22 protein-coding genes and 1 tRNA gene are annotated in these 24181 nt (G+C 66.4%); 11 read left to right on the top strand and 12 right to left on the bottom strand.

Going from position 1 to position 24181, the window contains the following annotated elements; genetic code table 11:
* Positions 1-153: 153 nt before the first annotated feature.
* The 4 genes from ACPRTJ_RS06345 (at position 154) to ACPRTJ_RS06360 (ending at position 5269) form a co-directional block, all read left to right on the top strand.
* A complete protein-coding gene (locus ACPRTJ_RS06345; protein ID WP_229589130.1) occupies positions 154-1152 on the top strand; it encodes a LacI family DNA-binding transcriptional regulator in 999 nt (332 codons plus the stop codon).
* A 110-nt stretch (positions 1153-1262) separates the two neighbouring features.
* Entirely contained in the window at positions 1263-1778 is a 516-nt protein-coding gene (locus ACPRTJ_RS06350; protein WP_043864315.1) for a sigma-70 family RNA polymerase sigma factor, read from the top strand.
* Entirely contained in the window at positions 1765-2721 is a 957-nt protein-coding gene (locus ACPRTJ_RS06355; protein ID WP_043864314.1) for a FecR domain-containing protein, read from the top strand. Before ACPRTJ_RS06350 ends, ACPRTJ_RS06355 begins: the two co-directional genes overlap by 14 nt.
* Positions 2722-2812: 91 nt before the next feature.
* Entirely contained in the window at positions 2813-5269 is a 2457-nt protein-coding gene (locus ACPRTJ_RS06360; RefSeq protein WP_426428391.1) for a TonB-dependent siderophore receptor, read from the top strand.
* Between the two features lie 9 nt (positions 5270-5278).
* Here ACPRTJ_RS06360 and ACPRTJ_RS06365 read toward each other — a convergent pair whose 3' ends face one another.
* The 3 genes from ACPRTJ_RS06365 to ACPRTJ_RS06375 form a co-directional block, all read right to left on the bottom strand.
* Positions 5279-6436, bottom strand: a complete 1158-nt coding sequence (locus tag ACPRTJ_RS06365; protein ID WP_043864312.1) for an MFS transporter — start codon at positions 6434-6436, stop codon at positions 5279-5281.
* Positions 6437-6512: 76 nt separating this feature from the next.
* Entirely contained in the window at positions 6513-6650 is a 138-nt protein-coding gene (locus tag ACPRTJ_RS06370) for a hypothetical protein (protein ID WP_168186857.1), read from the bottom strand.
* Positions 6651-6736: 86 nt separating this feature from the next.
* On the bottom strand, positions 6737-7957 hold the full coding sequence (locus ACPRTJ_RS06375; protein ID WP_088515261.1) for an MFS transporter: 1221 nt from the start codon (positions 7955-7957) through the stop codon (positions 6737-6739).
* 234 nt (positions 7958-8191) lie between these two features.
* On the opposite strand from ACPRTJ_RS06375, the gene ACPRTJ_RS06380 reads away from it, so the two are divergent.
* The 4 genes from ACPRTJ_RS06380 to ACPRTJ_RS06395 all read left to right on the top strand — a co-directional run bounded on the left by ACPRTJ_RS06380 (position 8192) and on the right by ACPRTJ_RS06395 (position 12313).
* Positions 8192-8713 (top strand): sigma-70 family RNA polymerase sigma factor, encoded by a 522-nt coding sequence (locus ACPRTJ_RS06380; protein WP_043864310.1) that lies wholly within the window; start codon positions 8192-8194, stop codon positions 8711-8713.
* On the top strand, positions 8710-9636 hold the full coding sequence (locus ACPRTJ_RS06385; protein ID WP_116052781.1) for a FecR family protein: 927 nt from the start codon (positions 8710-8712) through the stop codon (positions 9634-9636). The genes ACPRTJ_RS06380 and ACPRTJ_RS06385 overlap by 4 nt, the downstream gene beginning before the upstream one ends.
* A 96-nt stretch (positions 9637-9732) precedes the next feature.
* Positions 9733-12144 (top strand): TonB-dependent siderophore receptor, encoded by a 2412-nt coding sequence (locus ACPRTJ_RS06390; RefSeq protein WP_426428394.1) that lies wholly within the window; start codon positions 9733-9735, stop codon positions 12142-12144.
* A 92-nt stretch (positions 12145-12236) separates the two neighbouring features.
* A tRNA-Met gene (locus ACPRTJ_RS06395) sits at positions 12237-12313 on the top strand.
* A gap of 116 nt (positions 12314-12429) precedes the next feature.
* On the opposite strand, the gene ACPRTJ_RS06400 is transcribed toward ACPRTJ_RS06395, so the two are convergent.
* From ACPRTJ_RS06400 to ACPRTJ_RS06415, 4 genes are all read right to left on the bottom strand, one after another.
* Positions 12430-14886, bottom strand: coding sequence for a TonB-dependent siderophore receptor (locus ACPRTJ_RS06400; RefSeq protein WP_043864307.1), 2457 nt, complete (start codon positions 14884-14886; stop codon positions 12430-12432).
* A 76-nt stretch (positions 14887-14962) separates the two neighbouring features.
* A complete protein-coding gene (locus ACPRTJ_RS06405; RefSeq protein WP_229589126.1) occupies positions 14963-15904 on the bottom strand; it encodes a FecR family protein in 942 nt (313 codons plus the stop codon).
* A complete protein-coding gene (locus ACPRTJ_RS06410) occupies positions 15901-16416 on the bottom strand; it encodes a sigma-70 family RNA polymerase sigma factor (protein WP_043864306.1) in 516 nt (171 codons plus the stop codon). Before ACPRTJ_RS06410 ends, ACPRTJ_RS06405 begins: the two co-directional genes overlap by 4 nt.
* Positions 16417-16528: 112 nt before the next feature.
* Positions 16529-17146 carry a LysE family translocator gene (locus ACPRTJ_RS06415; protein WP_058540620.1) on the bottom strand — a complete coding sequence of 206 codons (618 nt, stop codon included), beginning with the start codon at positions 17144-17146 and terminating at the stop codon, positions 16529-16531.
* Positions 17147-17261: 115 nt separating this feature from the next.
* Here ACPRTJ_RS06415 and ACPRTJ_RS06420 point away from each other — a divergent pair, with 115 nt between their 5' ends.
* On the top strand, positions 17262-18110 hold the full coding sequence (locus tag ACPRTJ_RS06420; protein WP_078481779.1) for a LysR substrate-binding domain-containing protein: 849 nt from the start codon (positions 17262-17264) through the stop codon (positions 18108-18110).
* Here the strand turns inward: ACPRTJ_RS06420 and ACPRTJ_RS06425 are convergent.
* A complete protein-coding gene (locus ACPRTJ_RS06425; protein WP_116052775.1) occupies positions 18097-19740 on the bottom strand; it encodes an AarF/UbiB family protein in 1644 nt (547 codons plus the stop codon). The two genes, ACPRTJ_RS06420 and ACPRTJ_RS06425, sit on opposite strands and share 14 nt — an antisense overlap.
* 96 nt (positions 19741-19836) lie before the next feature.
* Positions 19837-20430, bottom strand: coding sequence for a YcbK family protein (locus ACPRTJ_RS06430; protein WP_054916259.1), 594 nt, complete (start codon positions 20428-20430; stop codon positions 19837-19839).
* An 87-nt stretch (positions 20431-20517) separates the two neighbouring features.
* Here ACPRTJ_RS06430 and ACPRTJ_RS06435 point away from each other — a divergent pair, with 87 nt between their 5' ends.
* Positions 20518-21642, top strand: a complete 1125-nt coding sequence (locus tag ACPRTJ_RS06435) for a hypothetical protein (RefSeq protein WP_043859819.1) — start codon at positions 20518-20520, stop codon at positions 21640-21642.
* An 88-nt stretch (positions 21643-21730) separates the two neighbouring features.
* Here the strand turns inward: ACPRTJ_RS06435 and can are convergent, their stop codons facing one another.
* Positions 21731-22369: a carbonate dehydratase gene (can, locus tag ACPRTJ_RS06440; protein ID WP_043859818.1), complete on the bottom strand. Its 639-nt coding sequence runs from the start codon at positions 22367-22369 to the stop codon at positions 21731-21733.
* Positions 22370-22487: 118 nt separating this feature from the next.
* Between can and ACPRTJ_RS06445 the strand changes: the two genes are divergently transcribed.
* Positions 22488-22811 (top strand): serine kinase/phosphatase, encoded by a 324-nt coding sequence (locus ACPRTJ_RS06445; protein ID WP_286898886.1) that lies wholly within the window; start codon positions 22488-22490, stop codon positions 22809-22811.
* Between the two features lie 4 nt (positions 22812-22815).
* Here ACPRTJ_RS06445 and rimI read toward each other — a convergent pair whose 3' ends face one another.
* Positions 22816-23271 carry a ribosomal protein S18-alanine N-acetyltransferase gene (rimI, locus tag ACPRTJ_RS06450; protein WP_043859816.1) on the bottom strand — a complete coding sequence of 152 codons (456 nt, stop codon included), beginning with the start codon at positions 23269-23271 and terminating at the stop codon, positions 22816-22818.
* Positions 23264-24046, bottom strand: a complete 783-nt coding sequence (locus tag ACPRTJ_RS06455) for an energy transducer TonB (RefSeq protein WP_426428397.1) — start codon at positions 24044-24046, stop codon at positions 23264-23266. The genes rimI and ACPRTJ_RS06455 overlap by 8 nt, the downstream gene beginning before the upstream one ends.
* Between the last annotated feature and the right edge of the window lie 135 nt (positions 24047-24181).

The following is a 24181-nucleotide window of genomic DNA, read 5'->3' on the forward strand; positions in this document are numbered from 1 at the left end:
TGTATTCACACAAAAACATTTAGTCAATCGTTTGGGTAAAGGTTGTTTGCCGAGACAAGCCGTCGATTGGGTTAGAATCGCGCCCCGAAATCAGCCACGGTTGGAAGCCCCTCGAACATGCCCACTCCATCACGCCCTGCCACCTTGAAGTCCATGGCAACCGCCCTCGGGGTGCACGTTTCCACCGTGTCGCGGGTGCTCAATGGCGACCCTGCCGGGGTCGAGCGCGCGGCATCGGCCGAGGTGGTGGCGCGCATTCGCGCGTTGGCGAAAGAGCTGGATTATCGGCCGAACACGCAGGCATCCAACCTGAAGTTGCGCAAAAGCCAGGAGATCTGCGTGCTCATGCCGCGCCTTACCGACCTGGTGATGGCGACCATCTACGACAGCATCGACGCCGCCGCCGAACAGGCTGGCTACCTGACCTTCGTGTCCAATACCGACGATCAGCAACCCCGCCAGCTGGCGCGGGCCGAGCATGCCCTGCGCCGCTCGGTGGCGGGGTTGATCGTGGGCGACTCGCACGTGGGCGAGCAGCAGCCATTGCTGGAGCTGCTGGGGCGCAAGCACATCCCCTACGTGCTGGTCAGCCGGCAGATTGCCGGGCACCTCACGGCGGGCAGCGATGACGAGTTGGGCGGCTGGCTGGCGGCCGAGCACCTGTACCGCCTGGGCTGTCGCGACGTGGCGATCCTGGCGGGCGAGCGGCACGCCTCCACCGGTGCCGACCGCACGCGAGGCTTTACCCGGTACTACCGCGAACAGGGCATTACCCTGCGCCCGGAATGGACGCTCAATGGCCCGTTCGACAGCCTCACCGGGCACAAGCAGGGCGAGTACCTGCTGGGGTTGAACCCGCGCCCCCAGGCGTTTTTCGCGGTGAACGACTTTCTGGCCATCGGCCTGATGGGCGCCGCGCGGGACAAGGGCCTGGAGCCGGGCAAGGACATCGCCGTGGTGGGTTTCAACGACACACCATTGGCCAACGAACTGATCGTGCCGCTGACCAGCGTGCGCCTGCCGCTGGCCGAGATGGGTCGGCATGCAGTGGAGTTGCTACTCAAGCGCATCAAGGGTGAAGCGGTGGAGTCGATCATTCTGGCGCCGCAGTTGCAGGTGCGGGCGAGCTCGGGATTGCGGGTGGCTGGCTGAAGAACGGCTGGCAAAGCGGCCCGCACGCCCACCAATTGCATCGCGCCCTGCTCCCCGCATAGAATGCGAACGATTCACAATCACTTCTTGCGCGCAGGCCCCGACCGACGATGCCCACCAGCGACACGCTCCCTCCGTCCGAGGTCGACCTGCTCTACCGTACCCACCACTCCTGGCTCAACACCTGGCTGCAGCGCCGCGTTGGCTGTCACGCCCACGCCGCCGACCTGGCCCAGGACACCTTCGTGCGCCTGCTCAAGGCTCGCCACGCGCACCCGCTCAAGCAGCCGCGTGCCTACCTGAGCAGCATCGCCCGCGGCCTGATGATCGACCAGTTTCGTCGCCGCGCCCTGGAACAGGCCTACCTCGAAAGCCTGGCCCACCTGCCCGCCGCGCACGCGCCCAGCGAAGAACAGCGCTGGATGATCCTCGATACCCTGCAACGCCTCGACCGCCTGCTGATGCAGCTCAAGCCACGGGTGCGCCAGGTGTTTCTGCACGCGCAACTGGACGACATGAGCTGCCCGAAAATCGCCGAACAGCTGGGTGTGTCCCGCGCCACGGTGGAGCGCGACCTGGCCAAGGCCATGGGCGTCTGCTATCGGTTGCGCCATGCCCGGGGCTGAGCCAGCACCGGGCCAGGCCCACGTCGACCAGGCCATCGAATGGCTGGTGCAACTGCGCTACAACACGCCCACCGTACAGGCCGAACAGGCCTTTGGTCGCTGGCTCGACCAGCACCCGCACAACGCCCTGGCCTGGGCCCAGGTCCAGGCCATGAGCGAGGAGTTCAGCAGCCTGCCCCGCGAGCTCAGTCGGCGCACCCTGGAGGGCACGCAGCGACGCAGCATCAGCCGGCGCGACAGCCTCAAGCTGCTGGGCCTGCTCGGCGCCGCCGGCACCCTGGGCTGGGTCGGTCGCGAGCCGCTCGGGCTGCCCACCCTGCTGGCCGACAAGCACACCGCCACCGGTGAGCGGCGCACCTTCCACAACAACGACGGCAGCGTGATCCAGCTCAACACCGCCAGCGCCATCGACCTGCGCTTCGCGGCCGACCTGCGCGCGCTGAGCCTGATCCAGGGCGAGGTGTCCATCGATACCGGCAACGACCCACGCCCACTGCGCGTGACCACCCGTGACGGTGTACTGCAAACGCAAGGCTCGCAATTGCTGGTACGCGAACGTACCGACGGCACCCTGCTGGCGGTGCGCCAGGGCAGTGTGACGCTGTACCCCGGCAACGGCACCGCGCCGCGCATCGCCCGCCCCGGCGAGCAACTGCTGTTCAGCGCCAGCGGCCAGGTCGGCCCGGCCGTGACTCACGCCGACCCGTGGGGCTGGCGCGAAGGCGTGCTCAGCGTGCAGCGGATGCCCCTGGGCGAGTTCATCGCCGAGCTGTCGCGCTACCGCCCCGGCGTGCTGCGCTGCGCCGAGGCGGTGGCCGGGTTGAAGGTGTTCGGCACCTATCAGCTGGCCGACACCGACCAGATCCTGGCGCTGGTGGCCGAAGCACTGCCGATTCGCATCGACTACCGCACCCGCTACTGGGTCAGTGTCAGCCCGGCTTGAATCTGTTTGAAAAATAAATGAGGTGGTTTCTCATTCAGCTTCGGCCTGTAGGGATAAAGGCGAAACGTCTGTCTCTTCTCAGGAGCCCCGAATGATCCACCCCAGTGTTGCCCGCCCCGATCCCCTTCAGCGCGCCGTGCGTGGCGCCTTGCTCGGCCTGGCCCTGAGCGCCGCCGCTGCGCCGTTGCTGGGCGCTGCCGCACCTGCGGCCACCCAGCAGGTGCAACGCTGGAACATTCCCGCAGGGCCCCTGGACGCAGCACTTGAGCAGATGGCCCGCCAGGGTGGGCTGAACCTGTCGTATGACGCCGCCAGCCTGCAGAGCAAGACCACCGCCGGCGTGTCCGGCAGCCACGACAACGCCCAGGCCCTGGCGCTGCTGTTGCAGGGCAGCGGCGTGCAGGTGCAGCAGAAGTCGGCCAACAGCTTCCTGCTGCTGCCGGCGGTGGACATCGGCGACGCCCTGGAGCTGGGCGCCACCAGCATCTCCAGCGACCGCCTGGGCGAAACCACCGAGCACAGCGGCTCGTACACCACCGGTGCGGTGACCATCGGCAAGATGCCCCAGACCCTGCGCCACACGCCGCAATCGGTGTCGGTGCTGACCCGCCAGCGCCTGGACGACCAGAACATCACCAACCTCACCACCCTGATGGAGCAAACCCCGGGTGTGGTGGTCGACTACGTCGACAGCGAGCGCGTCACCTACTACTCGCGCGGCTACCAGATCGACGCCATCCAGTATGACGGCGCCACCGTGGTGCAAGGCAGTGGCGGCGGCTCGTTCATCCAGAGTGACTCGGCGATCATCGACCGCGCCGAGATCCTGCGCGGCGCCACCGGCATGCTGCGTGGCGCGGGCAACCCCTCGGGCACCGTCAACCTGGTGCGCAAGCGCCCTACCCGGGACTTCCAGGCCTCGGCCAGCGTCACCGCCGGCTCCTGGGATGCGCAGCGCTACGTGGCCGACCTGTCGGGCGCGTTGACCGACAACGGCGCGATCCGCGGCCGCATGATCGCCGTGCACGATGACAAGGACTCGTTCCAGGACAGCCGCATGGAGCGCAAGAACGTGTTCTACGGCGTGCTGGCCGCCGACCTGGGCGAACGCACCACACTCACCGGTGGCATCGAATACACCGAGCTGGAGGCCACCGGCTCGTGGGGCGGCCTGCCGGCCAACTTCGATGGCTCGCCGCTGAAGCTCTCGCGCAGCACCTACCTGGGCGCCGACTGGAACCGCTGGAACCGCAGCAACCTGCAGACCTTCGCCGAACTCGAGCATGTGTTCGACAACGACTGGACGCTCAAGGTATCGGGCACCCGCACGCAGTTTCGCCTCGACGACCACGGCTTCAAGCAGACCTACTTCACCCGCGCCAGCACCACCAACCCCTACCTGATGAATTACCAGGTGACCGAGGGCGACGGCGGCGAAAGCGAGCAGACCAACCTCAGCGCCACCCTCAACGGCCCCTTCCAACTGCTGGGCCGCGAGCACGAACTGATGGTGGGCGTGGAGCGCATCCGCAACGACTCCACTGCCTCGGCCACCAACTTCACGGCCTCCGGGGTGTTCGACATTCGCGAATGGGACCCCAAGACCAGCCTGCCCGAGCCGTCGATCAACATCAGCGCAAAGCCGGTGATGACCCGCACCACCCAGCAGGCGGCGCACGCCACCTGGCGCATCTCGCTGGCCGACCCGCTGACCGCGGTGATCGGCGCGCGCATCAACTGGTACGACTACGAGCAGGAAAACAACCTCAAGACCTCAGGCAAGTACAGCGTCGACCGCGAGATCGTGCCGTATGCGGCGCTGATCTACGACCTGAACAACAACCTGAGCCTGTACGGCAGCTACACCGAGATCTTCAACCCGCAAAGCGCCACCGATGCGTCCAACGCGGTGCTCGACCCGGTCACTGGCGAAGCCTACGAGCTGGGCGTGAAGGGCGAGTTCTACGATGGCAGGCTCAACACCTCGCTGGCGGTGTTCCGCATCTACCAGGTGGGCAACGCCCTGGATGACCTGGGCAGCCCCGACCCGTGCCTGCCCAACTACACCAGCGGCCACTGCAAGGTGGCCGCCGGCAAGAACCGCAGCGAAGGGTTCGAACTGGAAGTGACCGGCGAAGTGCTGCCCGGCTGGCAGGTCTCGGGCGGCTACACCTACACCACCACCGAGTACCTCAAGGACACCCTCAGCAACACCGGCAACGTGCTGCGCCCCACCGACCCCAAGCGCCAGTTGAAGCTGTTCACCAGCTACCGCCTGCCGGGGGCATACGACGCCTGGACCGTGGGTGGCGGGGTCAGTGCGCAAAGCGACATCTACTCGCGCAACGGCAATGCCGTGGCCTCGCAAAGCGGCTATGCGGTGTACAGCGCGCTGCTGGGCTACCGCTTCAACCAGCACTATTCGCTGCAGCTCAACGCCAACAACCTGTTCGACAAGCACTACTACAAGAAGGTGGGCGCCACGGCCACGGGGTACTACTACGGCGACCCGCGCAACGTCTCGCTGACCCTGCGCGCAAGCTTCTGAGGCCGGCCGCTACTGCGCGGTGCGGGCCGCATAGGCCTTGCGCCGCGAGCTGCGGGCAAAGCACACGAACAGCGCGGCCATCGCCGCCAGTGCCATCGGCAGGCCATGGGGGGCGACGTCCATGGCCGCGCCACTGACCAGCGGCCCCACCAGGCTGCCCACACCCCACAACAGGCCGACGCTGGCATTGGCCGTGACCAGGTCCTGGCCCTTGAACTGCTGGCCGATCAGCACCAGCGCCAGGGTATACACCCCGCCCGCCACCGCCCCCAGCAGCACCAGCGCCGGCCACAGCAGCCACTGCACCTGGATCAGCCACGGCAGCGCCAGGCCGATCAGCATCGCCACCACGCCGCACACCAGGTGTACCGTGGTGCGCTCGCAGCGGTCGGCCAGCCAGCCCAGCGGCAACTGGAACAGCATGTCGCCGGTCAGGATCACCGTGACCATCAGCGCTGCCACGCCCACCGCATAGGCGTGGTTGGTGGCGTACACCGGCAGCAGCGAGAGAATCACCGCATCGAAGAACGAGAAGAACAGCACGCCCATGCAAAGGGCCGGCGCCACACGAAAGAAGCCGCCCAGCGTAAAGCTCTTCTCGCCGTCGTCACCGTGCTCCACATAGTCGTTGGGCACTGTCCACACGATGCTCGCCAGGGCCAGGGCATAGCAGCCGCTGACCACGATGATCACCCAAGGGCTATGGGTGCCGAACAGCGCAAGCATGGTCGGGCCGAGCATCTGGCAACCGGTGAAGGCGGTGGCGTACAGCGCCATGACCTTGCCGCGGTTGTGCTCTTCGCTCAGTTCGTTGACCCAGGATTCGCCCAGGATGATCGCGATCCCCATGCCTACGCCCATGCCCAGGCGCAGCAGGCCGAGCAGCCAGGTGGAGTCGAACGCCCACTCGATCAGCCCCACGCTCAGGGCGCACAGGCCGAAGCTGAGCAGGTAGATGGTGCGCCGGGTGAGGTGGCGGCAGCAGGCGTCCACCAGGAACGCCGAGAGCATCATGCCGGCAGCGGGCGCGGCCGACAGGATGCCGATGTGCAGGGTGCTGGCCCCGGCATCGAGCAGGCGCAGGGAAACCAGTGGCAGGGTGGCGCCCAGGCTCAACCCTACGATCGAAACGGCGAACAGAAGGCCCGCCAGCAAACGCGTGTTCATCTACAACTCCGAAACCCGCCGACGCGCACATGCGCGCAGGCATCAACATGACTGTGTTCTGAAAGCGACGGTCAGTTCAGGCGCGCGGAGGAGAAAAGGTGAAGGCGAACAGGACGCTGCGCCGACGCTTGAGCACCGTATCGCACGGCCAGTCGCACAGCAGGGCCTGGACTACCGGCGGCTTTGCTGCGCAAGGACGGGAGAAACGTTTCATGGGTCGACTACAGGAAAAGGAAGGCCGGCACTCTAGGTGAAACCCCGGCCAGGCGTCAATCGCATCGACGCCTGGCCGGCGCGCTGTCAGCGCTTGCGCGTGGACGGCAGCAGAATCGCCAGCAGCCCGAACAGCGGCAGGTACGAGCACAACGTGTACACGTACTCGATGCCGTGAATGTCTGCCAGGTAGCCCAGCAGCGCCGCGCCGATACCGCCAAAGCCGAACATCAGGCCGAAGAAGATCCCCGCGATCATGCCCACGTTGCCCGGCACCAGCTCCTGCGCGTACACCACGATGGCCGAGAACGCCGAAGCCAGGATGAAGCCGATGATCACGCTGAGCACGCTGGTCCAGAACAGGTCGGCATACGGCAGCGCCAGGGTGAACGGCGCCACGCCCAGAATCGAGAACCAGATCACCGCCTTGCGGCCGATGCGATCGCCGATCGGCCCGCCGAAGAAGGTCCCGGCAGCCACCGCCCCCAGGAACAGGAACAGGTACAGCTGCGAACTGGCCACCGACAGGTCGAACTTCTCGATCAGGTAGAAGGTGAAGTAGCTGGTCAGGCTGGCCATGTAGAAGTACTTGGAGAACACCAGCAGGCCCAGCACCACCAGCGCGCCGATCACCCGGTTGCGGCTCAGGCCGTGGGTGGCGGCCTGGCCGGCCTTGGCCTTGAACAGCGCCAGGTGGCCGCGGTACCAGCGGCTCAGGCCGTAGGTGACGATCACTGCAAACAGCGCGAACAGGCCGAACCACACCACGTTGCCCTGGCCGAACGGGATGATGATGGCGGCGGCCAGCAGCGGCCCGAACGCCGAGCCGGCATTGCCGCCGACCTGGAAGGTCGACTGCGCCAGGCCGAAGCGCCCGCCCGAGGCCAGGCGCGCGATGCGCGAGGTTTCCGGGTGGAAGGTCGAGGAGCCGATGCCCACCAGTGCCGCAGCCAGCAGAATCATCGGGAAGCTGCCGACATACGCCAGCATCACGATGCCCACCAGGGTGCACAGGGTGCCCAGGGGCAGCAGGTTGGGCATCGGCTTGCGGTCGGTATAGAAACCGACGGCCGGTTGCAGCAGCGAGGCGGTGATCTGGAAGGTCAGGGTAATCAGCCCCACCTGGGTGAAGCTCAGCCCGTAGTTGGCCTTGAGCAGCGGATAGATCGACGGCAGCACCGCCTGGATGAGGTCGTTGATCAGGTGCGCCAGCGCACAGGCAGCGATGATGCGCATCACCAGCGGGCTGCTCTGGCTGGGCGCGGCGGTGCTGGCGGGCGTACTTGACGGGGCGGTGCTCAAGGCCATGGGAAAACGTCCATCGGGTGGTCGGGATCCAATTATCCAGAATTCGTTAGCAAGCGCACTATTCTTTTCAGTAAGTGGGCTACTTGTTAATAATTCTCAGTAACGCTAGCATCGCGAGCACTTGTGGGAGCGGGCTTGACCCGCGATTGCATCGCCGCAGAGCCAGGCACATGCGCGGTGACTGCATCGCGGGTCAAGCCCGCTCCCACACCCATAGCGAGCCCCGACCACTCCATGCCCGACAATCAGGAAGACCGAAGCCTGACGCTGCTCTACCAGCGTCACCGCAACGAGCTGCTGGCCTTTCTCACCCGTCGGGTGCGCTGCCGGGAGACCGCACGCGACCTCGTGCAGGACGCCTTCGTGCGCCTGATGCACAGCGAGCGCAGCGAGGTCGGCAACCTGCGCGCCTTCCTCTACCGCATCGCCAGCAACCTGAGCATCGACCACGCGCGCCGCAACCAGGTGCGCGGGGTCAGCGACGAGCAGGCCCTCGACCAGTTGCTCACCGACACCAGCCCCGAGCGCAGCGCCGTGGCCGGCAATACCCTCGACCATCTGGAGCGCCTGATCGACGGCCTGCCCTCGCCCACCCGCGAGGTGTTTCTGCTGGCCCGGGTCGAGCAAATGAGCTACAAGGACATCGCCGCACGCCTGGGCCTGGAGCCCCGCGCCGTGGAGCGCCACCTGAACAAAGCCCTGAGCCACTGCGCGGCCGCCGCCCTGCACGCGCGCCAGCCGAACGAAGCCGAATGACGCCCGATCACTCCCCCAGCGCTGAACGCGAACAGCAGGCCTTGCACTGGTTTACCCGGCGCCGTGCCGATGACCTCACGCCCACCGAACGCGACGCCTTCGACGCCTGGGTGCACGACGCACAGAACGCCGCCGCGCTGGCCGCCGTCGAACAGCTCTGGCAGACCCTGGAGCTGCCCGCCCACCGGGTGCGCAAGGCCGACCGGCACCGCGCCAAGAAAAGCCGTTGGCCGCTGTATGCGGCCGCCGCCAGCCTGCTGCTGGGCGCCGGCCTGAGCTGGTTGCTGGTGCCCTCGCTGCACACCCTGGGCAGCGACTACGCCACCGCCGCCGGCGAGCGCCGCGAGGTGCAACTGGCCGACGGTTCGCGCCTGCGCCTGGACAGCGCCAGCGCGGTGGACATCGACCTCGACGGCGACACCCGCACCGTGCGCCTGCGCCAGGGCCGGGTGTTCGCCGACGTGGTGCACGACGGCAGGCCCTTCGTGGTGGAGGTCGACCAGGCCCAGGTGCAGGTGCTGGGCACGCGCTTTTCGGTCAGCCGTGGCGAGCACGATGACGTGGTGCTGCTCAGCGGCAGCGTCGAGGTCAGCACCGCCAGCCAGCGCCAGCGCCTGAGCCCCGGCCAGCGCCTGACCCTGCACGGCGAACGGCTCGATGCGCCGCAGACGGTGGATGCCGAACGCCTGCTGGCCTGGCGCGACGGTCAGCTACGGGTGCGCGATGTGCCGTTGCAGCAGGTGCTCGAACAGCTGGCCACCTACAAGGGCACCCGCCTGGTGCTGCTCAACGAGGCCGCCGGCCAGCGACGGGTCAGCGGCAGCTTCAACCTGGACCAGGCCGACAGCGCCCTCGATGCCCTGCTCAGCAGCCAGAAACTGCGTGCCGATGCCGTGTTGGGGCACTGGCTGATCGTGCGCTGAAAATATTTTGCCGGCGGCGCGGTAATTCCCGTTTCTGCTGCGTCACACCCCCAACATAAGAAGCATTACCATTTGCACCTTCTTGGGGGAGGAACCATGCAGTACCCACGTGACGTCGCATTCACCCGTCGACCCTTGGCCAGCGCGATCCTGGCCGCCAGCCTGCTGGCGTTGCTGCCAGGCGCCGCCGTGCAGGCCGCCGAGGCCACTCAGGCCCAGACGCAACGCATGGATTTCCATATCTCGACGCAGTCGCTGGTCGATGCCATCGAGCTGTTCAGCGCGCAAAGCGGCTACCAGGTGATCTATGACGCCAACCAGGTAGCGGGCATCGTGTCCCCCGAGGTGCAGGGCCAGTACACCGCCGAACAGGCGCTGCGCACCCTCACCGGCAGCAGCGCACGGCTGAGCCAGCCCAACCCCAACAGCTTCCTGATCGAGCTGCCGGTGGATCTGGGCAGCGGCCTGCAACTGGATGCCGTGAGCATTTCGGGCAAGGCGCCAGGCTCGACCACCGAAGGCACCGGGCTGTACACCACCTACTCCTCCAGCAGTTCGACGCGCCTGAACCTCACGCCCAGGGAAACCCCGCAGGCGCTGACCGTGATGACCCGCCAGCGCCTGGACGACCAGCGCCTGAGCACCCTGACCGATACCCTGGAAGCCACCCCGGGCATCATCGTCACCCGTGACGGCCTGGGCGCCGAGAGCGACAGCTACTATTCGCGCGGCTTCGTGATCCAAAACTACGAAGTGGACGGCGTGCCTACCACCACGCGCATGGACAACTACACCCAGAGCATGGCGATGTACGACCGGGTGGAGATCGTGCGCGGCGCCAGCGGCCTGATCAGCGGCATGGGCAGCCCGTCGGCGACCATCAACCTGATCCGCAAGCGCCCCACCTACGAGGGCCAGGCCAGCATCACCGGCTCGGCCGGCACCTGGGACCGCTACGGCAGCGGCTTCGACGTGTCCGGCCCGCTGACCGAAAGCGGCAACGTGCGCGGCCGCCTGGTGGCCGACTACAAGACCGAAAAGGCCTGGGTCGACCGCTACAAGCAGGACACCCAACTGCTATACGGCATCACCGAATTCGACCTGAGCGAAGACACCCTGCTGACCCTGGGCTTGAGCTACCTGCGCACCGACGTCGACTCGCCGCTGCGCAGCGGCCTGCCCACCCGGTTCAGCAACGGTGAGCGCAGCAACCTCAGCCGCTCGATCAACAGCGCACCCACCTGGTCGTACAACGACCACGAACAGACCAGCTACTTCGCCTCGGTGGAGCAGCAACTGGGCAACGGCTGGAGCGGCAAGCTCGAGTACAGCCACTCGGAAAACAAGTTCGACGAGCTGTTCGGCTTCGTCATGGGCGATCTGAACCCGGACGGCAGCGGCATGAGCCAGCTGCCGGTGCGCTTCTCGGGCACCCCGCGCCAGGACAACCTGGACCTGTACGTGACCGGCCCGTTCAGCCTGTTCGAGCGCGAGCACGAACTGATTGGCGGCGTGACCCTGTTGCAGTTCAGCCAGAGCGTGCCCGAGTGGGGCGGCTGGCGCTACGACTACAACGCCACCCCGGGTGCGTCGATCGACAACATCTTCGACTGGGACGGCAAGCAGCCCAAGCCGGCGTTTACCGAAAGCGGCAAGTCGTCACAGGAAGAAAACCAGTACGCCGCCTACCTCACCACCCGCCTGCACCTGAGCGACGACCTGAACCTGATCCTGGGCAGCCGCCTGATCGACTGGGAGCGCAAGACCGAGGACCGCCCCTATGGCGCGGCCAGCAGCAACACCGACCGCAAGGAAACCGGCGTGTTCATCCCCTATGCCGGGGTGGTGTACGACCTGAACGACACCTGGTCGCTGTATGCCAGCTACACCAAGATCTTCAACCCGCAGGGGTCGTGGGTGCAGGACGCGCAATTCAAGCCCATCGACCCGATGCAGGGCATCGGCTACGAGATGGGCATCAAGGGCAGCCACTTCGACGGCAAGCTGAACTCCAGCGTGGCGGTGTTCAAGCTCGAACAGGACAACCTGGCGATCTGGCAGCACGACAACGTGTACGAGGCCAAGCAGGACACCACCTCCAAAGGCATCGAGATGGAGATCAACGGCGAACTGGCCGAGGGTTGGCAGGCGTCGGCGGGGTATGCCTATACCCTGACCACCGACAACCAGGACGAGCGCATCAACACCGTGCTGCCGCGTCACAGCCTCAAGACCTTCACCAGCTATCGCCTGCCGGGGGTGCTGGACAAGGTGACCGTGGGCGGTGGCGTGAACTGGCAGAGCAAGGTGGGCAACGACCTGCACACCTTCACCCAGGGCAGCTATGCCATCGCCAACCTGATGGCGCGCTACGACATCAACGAGCACCTGGAAGCCTCGGTGAACCTGAACAACCTGTTCGACCGCGAGTACTACAGCATGGCCGGCCTGTACGGCACCTACGGCGCACCACGCAACGTGATGACCAACTTCACCTACAGGTTCTGAGGGGTTTTTGGCTAAGCGGTTGATCGGGCGTTAAATTTTTTGAAATTGGGTGTTGACACAACATCGTTTCGAGCGAATAATGCGCGCCACTTGGCTACATAGCTCAGTTGGTTAGAGCATAGCATTCATAATGCTGGGGTCCGGGGTTCAAGTCCCTGTGTAGCCACCAAGTACTAAAAAGGGCTTACCGAAAGGTAGGCCCTTTTTTCATGTCTGAAGAAAAGTGCCGGCCGCTTCGCCGGCAAGGCCGACCCCTGCACGCCCGCAGGAGCCGGCCTGATCCTTTCAGAGCGACCAGCGCAACGTCAGCATCGCATTGCGTGGGTCACCGTAGAAGTTGCCGCCATACACCGTGTTGGTGGCAATGCTCTGGTAGTACCTGGTGTCGAACACGTTGTTCACGTTCAGGCGCACGTCCAGGTGCTCGGAGGCCTTGTAGCTGAGCATCAGGTCGACCAAGGTGTAGGCATCCTGCTCGATGCGGTAGGTGCTGTCGGTGGCGTACCAGTTGTCACCCTTGTTGTAGATCGCATTCTGCCGGTACACCCCGCCGCCGACCTTCCAGCGCTCGAACTCGCCCGGCAGCTGGTAGGTGGTGAACGCCTTGAACACGTGCCGCGGGATGTCGGTGTCGAACAGCCGCCCCTCGTTGGCCGGGTCGCCGTCCTTCACGTACTTGACCTGGGCGAAGGTGTAGCCCGCGCCCAGTTCCCAGCCCGGCAGTACGGTGCCGTTCACTTCCAGCTCGATACCCTCGCTGCGCAGCTTGCCCGCCGCCTCGGAGCAGCTGGGCACCAGGTCGGAGCACTGGTAGCGCTCCAGGGTCTTGGCGCGATTCTCCTGGTCGATGCGAAACACCGCGGCACTGGCATTCAATGCGCCGTCGAAGTACTCGCCCTTGATCCCCACCTCGTAGTTCTTGCCCTCGATCGGCTTGAGTTCGCTGCCGCTGGCGTCCTGCTCGGACTGCGGCTTGAAGATGTCGGTGTAGCTCACGTACACCGAATGCTGCGCATCCAGGTCGTAGATCACCCCGGCGTAGCGGGTCAGGTTGCGCGTGACGCTCACGTTGACAGGCTTGCCCAGGCGCGTGCCGTTGCGGGTCTGGGATTCGCTGTCGTACCAGTCCAGGCGCCCGCCCACGATCAGCTTCAGGTCGTCGGCCAGGTTGAAGCGCGACGTGACGTAGGTGCCGGTCTGCGAGGTTTCGCGGTCCTGGTGCCAGTAGTTCAGGTCCAGGCGACGCTTGGGCAGGCTGCCGGGGTCCCAGGCATGGATGTTCATGCCGATCAGGTCGTCGCTGTAGTTGCCCTTGCCCTCGAAGGTCAGCTCGCGGCGGCTGGCCCCCACCACCAGTTCGTGTGTACGCCCCAGCAACTGGTACGGCCCGGTGGCATAGGCGTCATAGCTGCTCTGCTCGTCGTCGTAGTGGTACTGCCCCAGGTACTGGCCGAACACCTCGCCCTCATCGCCCATGCGCTCGGTCATGCTGCCGAGCATCTTGAGCTTCGACCAGGTGCGGCTGGCCGCCAGCAGCAGCTTCCAGTCGTTGTCCAGGCGATAGTCCAGGCGGCTGAACAGGGTGGTGTTGTCCTGGTCCCAGTATTCCCAGTCGTTGCCCAGGTAGGTGGAGCGCGAAAGGTGCAGGTCGCTGCCGTCGATGCCAGTGGGCAGGCCGCCCCAGGTGGAGGTGTTGTTGACGCTCTGGTTCGACAGCCCCAGGGTGAAGGTGCTGTTGTCGCTCAGGTCGGCCTCGCCGATGGCATAGAACACCGAGCGCTCGGTATCGGCCACGTCCTGGAAGCTGTTGCGGGTCTGGTAGGCGGTGACCATCCGGCCGCGCAGGGTGCCGCTGTCGTTGAGCGCGCCGGAGCCGTCGACCTCGGTGCGGTAGTTGTCCCAGCTGCCGGCACTGCCGGTGATGCTCAGGCGCGGGTCGGCCGTGGGGCGCTTGCGCACCATGTTGATCGCTGCCGACGGCGTGCCCGAGCCCTGCATCAGGCCGGTGGCGCCGCGCACCACCTCGACGTGGTCGTAGATCGCCATGTCGGGCGTGGAGTTCATGTCCCGCGAGAGGTAATGCGACAGGTCGTTGGAGAGCCCGTCGTTCATCAGGTTCTCGACGGTGAAGCCGCGGGCGTAGAAGGTCGGGCGCTGCGGGCCGTCCTTGGTCATGGACATGCCGGGGGTGTTCTTGAGCACATCTTCCAGGCTCTGCATGTCCTGGTCGTCCATGCGCTGGCGGGTGATCACACTCACCGACTGCGGGGTTTCACGGATGCTCAGGGGCAGCTTGGTGGCCGTCTGCATCGGCCCGGTGGTGTAGGAGCCGGTACCCTCGGTGGTGCTCCCCAGCACCTGCCCGTTGATACTGGTGGCGCCCAGCTCCACCGCGCCGTTGGCCGCCGGCAGCGCAACCAGCACGTAGCCGTCGCTGCTGGCCTGGGCCTGCAGACCGTGGCCGTACAGCAGCGCGGCGAAGCCGTCCTGCAGGGCATAGTTGCCCTGCAGCCCGGCGCTGGACAGGTTGGCGACCTGGCCGGCATTGAACGAAATGGCCACCCCCGACTCGCGGGCATAACGGCTCAGCACGTCGCCCAGCGCCCCGGCCGGGATGGCATAGCGCTGCACCTGCTGTTGCGCATGCGCCGGCTGCAGGGCCAGCAGCGGCAGCGTGCCGAGGGCTAGATGAACCGCCAGCGCCAGGGCGCGGCTGGGCTTGAGGGGCTTGTGTGAAGGCATGTTCCCGACTCTCCGATGTATTGGCTAATACAAGGACGCACAGGTAACGGGAACTGGAAGCGTTTGATAAGGATTTCTATTCAAGAGTGACTCGCGTGACCCACGGGGTGTAGTGCTGCACCCGGATCGGGAAGCTGCGCGCCAGCAGGCGCAACGCCCGCTCGCTGTCGTCGGCGGGCAACACGGCGGTCACGTTCAGGTGCGCCAGCGCCTTGGTATCGAACAGCAGGTAGCCGCCGTGATTGCGTGCCAGGCGTTCCAGCACCTCGCCCAGCGGCTGCTCCTTGACCATCATCTGGTGGCTGGCCCAGGCCTGCTCCAGCCCGGCGGCGTCGACCGCCTGGAGTGGCTGGATGCCAGTGGCGTCGAAGCGCACCTGCTGGCCGGCGCTGACCGTGCGGCTGCTGCCGGCGCTCTTGACCTCGGTGCTCGACTCGAGCATGGCCAGGCGTGTGCTGTGCTCGCTGCGCTCGACCATGAAGCGGGTGCCCAGGGCACGGATGCTGCCGTGTTCGGTGACCACGCGGAACGGGCGACTGGCGTCCTTGGCCACATCCAGCAGGATCTCGCCGCTGAGCAGGCGCAGGGTGCGCGATTGGGCGTCGAACTGCAGGTCGACCGCCGACCGGCCATCCAGGCTGATGCGGCTGCCGTCCGGCAATTGCTGTGTAGCCCACTGGCCGCTGCCGGTACGGATATCGGCCATCAGATAAGCCGGCGGATAGTGCTGCAGCACCAGGCCGGCCGGCAGCAGCAGGCCCAGGCTGATTGCCAGCGCCTTGAGCGCGCGCTTGCCACGGGGTTGCGGCGCAATGCGCTTGAGCGCCGCGCGGGCCGGCGCACGGGGCAGTTCACGCAGTGGCGCGAGGCTGCCCTGCAACTGGCGCACGGCCTCCAGGTGCTGCGGGTCGCTGGCCAGCCATGCCTCGAAGGCCTGCTGGTCGCCGGCACTGGCGCTGTCGTCCAGGCGCACCAGCCATTCGGCAGCCTTGCGCAGCGTGGCCGCAGGCAGGTTCACAGGGCAGGATCCGTGGCAGCGTGGCAGTGCAGCAGGGCCTGCACCAGGTGGTTCTGCACCGTCTTGGTCGAGACGTTCAGGCGTGCGGCGATCTCGGCATGGCTGAGCCCTTCGAGGTGACGCAGGATGAACACTTCGCGGGCACGCACGCTCATCAGGTCGAGGGCGCGGGCGATGTGCTCCAGGGCCTGGAGGGCGGCCAGCATCTGCTCGGGAGAAGGTGCCTGGTCGAGGTACTCGACATGCCGGGCGAGCGCTTCGCGGTAGGCCTGTTCGAGCTTCTGCCGGCGCCCGCGGTCGATCAGCAGACGCCGCGCCACGGTGGCCAGGAAGGCCCGCGGCTCGCGCGGGGCCACATAGCTGCCGGCGCTGAGCAGGCGCATGAAAGTGTCCTGGGCCGTGTCGGCAGCGTTGTGCGGGCAGTCCAGGCGTTGGCGCAGCCACACCAGCAGCCAGCCGTGGTAGCCCTTGTACAACGAAGCGAGACTGTCGGCGGGTGGGGTGGCTTTCATGTCGGCGGCACTAAATGAGAATGGTTATATCTTATGGCGCCGCTGGTGGGAGATGCAATGGCGGGATCGGTGGTGCGCCTTTCGCTGGCTAGCCAGCGCAGCGGCCAGGCGCTCAGCGCACATTCACGAACACCACCGCCACCCCCAGGCCGATCAACGCCACCCCGATCACCCGGTCCACCATGCGCTGGCGGCGCAGCATCGCCTGGCGCAACGCCTCCCGCGAAAAGAACAGCGCCACCAGGCTGAACCACACCCAATGCGCCAGCGACATGAACGCCCCATAGGCAAAGTTGAGCCCCAGCGATGCCCCCGGCTGCACCACCTGGCTGTACGCGCTGACCACGAACAGCATGGTCTTGGGGTTCAGCGCATTGGTCAGAAAGCCCGATGCGAACGCCCCCCATGCACCGCGCCCCGTCACCCCCACCGCGCCCTCCAGGGCCACCGGCGCACGAGTGCGCAGCGACCGATACCCCAGGTAGATCAGGTACCCTGCTCCCACCACCTTCATGGCCATGAACAGCCCCGGCGACTGGCTGATCAGCACTGCCACCCCCAGCACCGTGTACACCACATGCACCTGCACGCCGCAGGCAATCCCCAGGGCGGCGAGCAATCCGCTGCGCCTGCCAAACGCATAGCTGCTGCGTGTCACCATGGCAAAGTCCGCCCCCGGGCTGATCACCGCCAACACGGTAATCAAGGCCACCGCCAGCAATTCACCCACCGTCGATACTCCATGAAATGACGCAGATGATTCTGCGCAGCGCCATTATCGAAAGCTTCAGCACGGCAAAAAAGCGATTTATAGTGGCGCAAATCCGCTAGTTTTCCTCACACATATGAAACTGCCCGCCCTCGCCGCCTTTCGCTATTTCGACGTCGCCGCCCAGACCGAAAGCTTCGTGCGCGCCGCCCAACAGCTCAACGTCACCCACGGTGCGGTGAGCCGTCAGGTGCGTCTGCTGGAAGAATCCCTGGGGGTGCAGTTGTTCGAGCGGCGCAACCGCGCCATTTTCCTCACGCCGGCCGGGCGCGCCCTGCACGACACCACCCTGTCGGTGTTCGAGCAGCTGCACGCCAGCGTGCAACGCCTGCAGCAGGCCCGCGACAACGTGCTGGTGCTGTCATGCGAGCCGACCATCGCGATGAAGTGGCTGATCCCGCGGCTGCCGGCGTTCCATGCCGCGCACCCGGACATCCAGTTGCACCTGGTGGCCGCCGGCGGGCCGGTGGACTTTGCCCGCAGCGGCATCGACCTGGCGCTGCGCCGCGACGACTTCCACTGGGATGCCAGCCTGCACAGCCTCAAGCTCTGCAACGAGGCAGTAGGGCCGGTGTGTCGCGCCGACCTGGCGCTGCCCGACAAGGGCTTTGCCGGTACCCGCCTGCTGCACAGCGCCACCCGTCCCGACGCCTGGAAGCACTGGCTGCGCCTGAGCGGCCAGTCGGCCAAGGGCAGCAGCCGCGCCGGCTACGAACACTTCTACCTGTGCATCCAGGCAGCCCTGGCCGGGCTGGGCGTGGCGCTGGCCTCGCGCATGATGGTGCAGGACGAGCTCGACAGCGGGCAGTTGGTGGCACCCTACGGGTTCACCGAGGACGGTTCGGCCTACTACCTGCTGAGCCCCGAGCCCTTCGCTGCCGGCACACCGCAGCGGCGCTTTGCCGACTGGCTCACGGGCTCTTGAACAGGCTGCGCAAAAACGCCAGCAAGCCGCCCAGGGTGGCGATCGCCGCCAGCCAGCTGACGGCGGGCAAGCCCAGCCACACCGGCCCGGCAGCGGCGATCTGCGGGCCGAAGGCAATCACCAGCGCACTGATCAGCAACGCCAGCGACAGCCGCGTCGAGGCCAGGCGCAACGAACGCTCCAGGCGCTCCAGCCCCGGCACATCGACGCGCATCTCCAGCACACCATGCTTGAAGCGGTTCACCAGCAGCCGCGTCAGTTGCGGCAATTCGCCGAGCAGGCCGCGTCCCAGTTCCAGGCCATCGAGCCCCAGGCGCCTGGCGATCTTCCAGCTCAGCTGCGCCTTGAGCTGAGCCCTGATCGCCGGTCTGGCGGTGGCCACCAGGTCCAGTTGCGGGTCCAGCCGGGTCAGTACGCCGTCGGCGGTCACCAGGGCCTTGAACAGCACCAGCAGGTCGGGCGGCAGCAGCAGGCGGTATTCGCGCATCAGCCCCAGAAAATCCTCGATCAGCGCGCCCATCTTCAGCACCTTGCCGCCGTGACGCGCCATGTATTCGCCGGCCGCCTGCTCGATGGCGGGCATGTTGCGCACGCCGTCGTCGTTCCAGTCCAGCAGCACCGTCACCAGTGCATCGCTGTTGCCCTCGGTCAGGGCGCGCATGAACGTCATCACCTCCAGCCGACGGCGCTCGCCAAGGCGCCCGACCATGCCGAAGTCGATGAAGCCCACGCGGTTGTCGTCCATGGCCTTGAGGTTGCCCGGGTGCGGGTCGCCATGGAACAGCCCGTCCTCCAGCAGCATCTTGATGAACGCGGCGGCGCCGCGGCTGGCCAGCAGGCTCGGGTCCAGGCCCTGCTCGATCAGCGCCTCGCGCTCCAGCGGGGTATGGCTGGGCAGGTACTGCTGCACCAGCAGCCGCTCGCTGCTGTGGGCCCAGTAGATGCGCGGAATGACGATGTGCGGCTGGCTGGCGAAATTGGCCGCCACCGCGTCGCAGTGGCTGCCTTCCTGGGTGAAGTCCAGCTCTTCGAGCATGGCCCGGGCCAGTTGCCGCACCATCTTGCGCGGCTGGTAGTCGGCCAGGGCGGTGTTTTGCTCGACCAGTTGCGCAACGCTTTCGAGCAGTTGCAGGTCGGCGGTCATCTTGCGCCGCAGCCCCGGACGCTGAACCTTGACCACCACCTCCTCGCCCCCGAGCAGGCGTGCCCGATACACCTGGGCCATGGACGCCGCCGCCAGCGGGGTGGTGTCGAACTCGGCGAACACCTGGTCCAGTTCGGCGCCCAGGTCTTCGAGCACCTGGGCCTGCAGCTGCGCCCAAGGCAAGGTAGCGGCGCTGCTGTGCAGGGCCTGCAACTCGTCGATCCATGCCGCCGGCAAAATGTCGCTGCGGCTGGAGAGGATCTGCCCGAGCTTGACGAAGGTCGGGCCCAGCGCCTCCAGCGCCCGCCGCACGCGTTGCGGGGTGCCTTCGTCGGCGGGCAGGCCGGCCACCGTTTCGGCCTCCCCCAGCAGCCTGCCCAGCCCCAGGCGGAACAGAACGTCCTGGGCGCCGAAGTTGGCCAGCACCACGACAATCTCGCGCACACGCTGATGATGCTTGAGCGCAGTCCAGGTCGATTCGAGCATTGGGCGGTTCCTCGGGGCGGGTTGATGTGCAGGGGGTGAACTACTTCCGTACCTTGCGGGGCCCAGGAGTTCCTTGCCCCGCCATCGCCGAGCTGTTCAGGAGCTGGGCGCCAGGCGCGGGCAAAACGACGAGTCGGCACTCAGGTCGCCGCCCCAGGTGCGGTAGCCGGCGGTGTCGATATGGATGCGCCCCGACGGGTAGCGGCCAAGCCCCATGTTCCAGGCCTGGCCCTGGGTCTGCCAGAACTCGCACAATGGTCGCGGATCGGCCCACGCCGGCAGCAGCAGGTCGACGGCGAAGGCGCGGGTATGCGCACTGTCGCGGGCACCACCGGCGCAGCGGTTGAGGGTGGGGTTGCGATAGGCCGAGACCACTTCGTAGGTTTTCAGGCGCTGCTGCTCGCCCAGGGTCTTGAGCAAGTGCAGGGTCGAGCGTACCGCCGGCCACTGGTCGGGCGGCGCCACGGCGAACGGCTCGGCGTTGCACAGGCGCCAGTCGCTGGCCGAGCGCAGCAGCTGGTACAACGGCACTACCCCATACAGCCGCGCCTGCACCAGCATTTCGCGAAACGCGCGCGTATCGTGGCTGCCCGTCCACTGCGCGAACGACCACAGGTCGCGCTCGTCGGCGTGGGCCGGCAACACGCTCAACAGCCCGGCGAACAGTGCAATGCCCGGATACCCCTTCATGGTCCTGCCCCCTTCCCCTCGTCCTGAGAACTACCCCAGTATGGCAAGCCTTCCGCACATCGGGAGTTCATCGACAAGGAGTTGAACATGCGTACACCTTTTGCCCTGGGCCTGATCGCCCTTGCCGCCAGCAGCGCCGTGCTGGCCGACGCCCGCGTACCGCTGGGCGATGCGCAGCGCGTGACCCGCCTATTCGCCTACCCCAACAACTGCGGGGTGATCTGCTTTCGCGACTGGTCGCTGGAGCGCACCGTGGAGCACTACCTGACCCAGAGCGTGCAGCGCGATGGCTACCCGACCGCCACGGTGACGGTGCGTCGCGAGCACGACCAGCTGCATGCCGACATCAGCGGCGTACCGACCACCTACGCGGCCCCGCTCAAGGCCCTGCTCGACAGCGGCGAACTGGCCTATGCAGGTGCCGACCGGCTCAATCGCGAGGGCAAGTGGGCGTACAACTGGGCGTTGTTCCTGCCGTTGGGCATGGCCCTGGAGAACCGGCGCAGCATCGAGCTGCTGCACTTTCCGCCGGACTACTCGCTGACCCAGGCCCAGGACTACCTGCGCTCCAACACCACCGACCGCTGGGCCCAGCTGCTGACCTTCAACGGCGTGCCGGCGCAACACACCCCGGCCTACCAGACCATCGTGGACATCGCGCCGATTGCCGCGCCAGCCAGTGCCGGCAAGGACCTTGAAGGGGTGTACGGGTATTTCACCGACTACCAGGTGCGCATGGTCAGGGACATGACCGCGGCCGCTGACGGCGCCAGCCTGCCGATGGTGGCGTTCGGTGCGCCGGTGCGCAGCTGGGTGCAGCAGCAGTACGGGCCAGAGGTGAAGGTACTGGGGCTGGTGAGCATCAGCCCGGTGCCTGGGCGCAACGTGCCGGTGCTGGGCGCAAATCACCCGAGCGCGATCTGGTACGCCGCCGACCCGAAGAACAACGACAACGACCCGGACAAGGCCGATGCGGCGGGTTTGCGGATGATGGGGCAGGACTTGAGCGCGGCGTGCTGGCAGGCGGGAATGGGGCGCAACCCGAAGGCTGATGCAAGTGCCACGCTAGGGGCATGCACGCAAAAATGGCAAGTGAAGGAGAAGAAGCAGACCTGCGGGCTGTTTTTCCGCACGGTACGCCAGATGACGCCGGAGCAGGCCCATGCCAAGTGCAATACGGGGGTAATGACGCGGGCGTTACGCAACCTGTAGGAGCCGGCTTTGCCGGCGAAGGCCGCACCACGGACAGGTAGCGCGGCCTTCGCCAGCCAGGCTGGCTCCTGCAACAGCCAATGGGCGGTCAGTCCTGCGGACGCAACCGGTACTGCGGCGGCAGCTGCTCGAACCCGCTGATGGTGGTGTTCAGGCTTTTCCACAGGCCGTCCTTGATCCCGTAGATGCACCCATGGATCGACAGGCTCTGCCCGCGATGCCAGGCGTTCTGCACGATGCTGGTGTGCCCCACGTTCGCCACCTGCTGGATCACGTTCAGCTCGCACAGGCGGTCGACCTGCTCTTCCTCGGTCGCCAGCTTGGACAATTCCACACGATGCTCGTAGTACACGTCGCGAATCGCCCGAAGCCAGCCGTCGATCAGGCCCAGCTGACGGTCCTGCATCGAGGCCCGCACGCCGCCGCAACCGTAGTGCCCGGTCACCAGGATGTGCTTGACCTTGAGTACGTCCACCGCGTACTGGATCACCGACAGGCAGTTGAGGTCGGTGTGCAGCACCACGTTCGCCACGTTGCGGTGCACGAACAGGTCGCCCGGCAGCATGCCGACGATCTCGTTGGCCGGCACCCGCGCATCCGAACAGCCGATCCAGAGGAATTCCGGAGTCTGCTGACGCGCCAGCTTGGCGAAGAAGTCCGGATCTTCCTGCTTGATCGCATCGGCCCAGCGCGCGTTGTTATCAATCAGTTCTTGTAGATCGTGCATGGTCAAGCCTCATGGGAATGCGCATGTGTGACTGGCGCCACCCCGTTCGGGTCACGCCTTTGAATCTTCCCGCCAGTGGCCGGTCCACCCCTTACAGGCCACCCGCAGGAGAATAGACATGACCGAATCACATCGCCCGCCGCATGCCCCGGAACCCGCACCGATCGATACCATCGAGGACCAGATGGGCTCGGTGCAGCCGCTGGACTTCGATCAAGACCCACCGGTGACCGACACGCACTACGACCCCAGCGACGATGACCTGACGCCCGAAACCCTGATCCCCGAAGACGGCGCCCGCTCAGCCGATGAAGTCGGCGACGACCACCCGGCCGACTGGGACCTGAGCGTAGTCGACGAAGATGACATTGGCGGCGGCAACGGCCTGGACGAGGCCGAACTGGCGCGCCGCGACCCGCTGGACGGCAAGCGCGAGCGCTGAAGGGTTATTCTTCGAACAGCGTGCAGGCCATCACCAGCGCATCTTCGCGGCCACCCGCCACCGGGTAGTAGTCGCGTCGTCGGCCGATCTCGTTGAAGCCGAAGCGCTCGTACAGGCGATACGCCGACTGGTTGCTGGCGCGCACTTCGAGGAAGCACTCGCGGCCGTTGCTGGCGTAGGCGCGCTTCATCAGCTCTTCGAGCAGGCGCAGGCCCAGGCCACGGCCCTGGCTTTCGGGCTTGACGGTGATGTTGAGCAGGTGCGCCTCGTCGATGATCACGTTGATCACGCCGTGGCCCACCTGCTGCTGGCCTTCGAACATCAGCCAGATTTCGTAGTTCTTCAGCCCGTCGAGAAAGATCCCCCGGGTCCACGGGTGGCTGAAGGCGGCGTATTCGATCTTCAGCACGGCATCCAGATCCGCCTCGGTCATGCGGCGAAAACTGATGTTGTCACTCATTGCGTGGTTTCCAGCGCGCCATCAGCCGGCGCATGGCTTGCCAGACGTGCGCCTTGCGGGCGGGCTCGTCCATCAACAGTTCAAGGCCGGGCAAGGCCCAGCAGTTGCCCAGGCCCTCCACCGGCAATTCGCGGTAGTACGCCTGCTCGTCGGCTTCACCGGCAAAGCGCACCGCCGGCAGGCCGACCAGCCACAGGCAGCTGCAGGGCGCCTCTTCAAGGCGGGCCTGGATGAAACCCTGGACAAAATCACGCGCCGCCAGCGGGCCCTGGTCGAGGGTGCCGCGCACCAGCAACGGCCAGCGTACCGGCTCGCCGATGATCTGCGGGCTGTCGGGCAGGCCGGCGGCGCGCAGCATGTCCTTGAGCAGCAGGTAGGACGGGTCGCGGCTCTGGAACGGCTGGCCGGTGACCAGCTCCACCAGCACCAGGCAATCGCCGGCACGCAGCAACTGCAAGGCAAAGCGGGGCGGCGGTACCAGCGCTGGCTTGACCACGGCGGCGGTTTCTTCGGCGTCGAGCACCGGCTTGCTGGCCGGCTTGGCGCTGACCGTCGGTCGCGGAATCTCGATTTTTGGCCGCTCGGCCGGCTTGGCAGCCGGTGCAGACGCCTTGGCCACCACTGCCGACAGCACCACCGGCGCCTCGACCAGCGGTTCGGGTACCCGCAGCAGCTCGGGGCGCGATGGCGCGGCGAACGGCAGTTCGGCGCGCGGCAGCCAGTGCACCACTTGCATGGCGTTCAGGTAGGCGCGGCGGCGGGACTCGGTAAGCAAAGGGCGGCCATCTGTGGATAAGTCGGGGCGAGCATTCTACCGCCGTTACGCCGCCGTTGCAGGCACAAAACCGCCCGACAACACCGGCAAACGATCAGGGGGTGAATCGATCCCCCCCTGATGCAGTACAATCGG

Origin of the sequence: Pseudomonas palmensis (assembly GCF_049942755.1) — a bacterium.
Lineage (GTDB): Bacteria > Pseudomonadota > Gammaproteobacteria > Pseudomonadales > Pseudomonadaceae > Aquipseudomonas > Aquipseudomonas palmensis.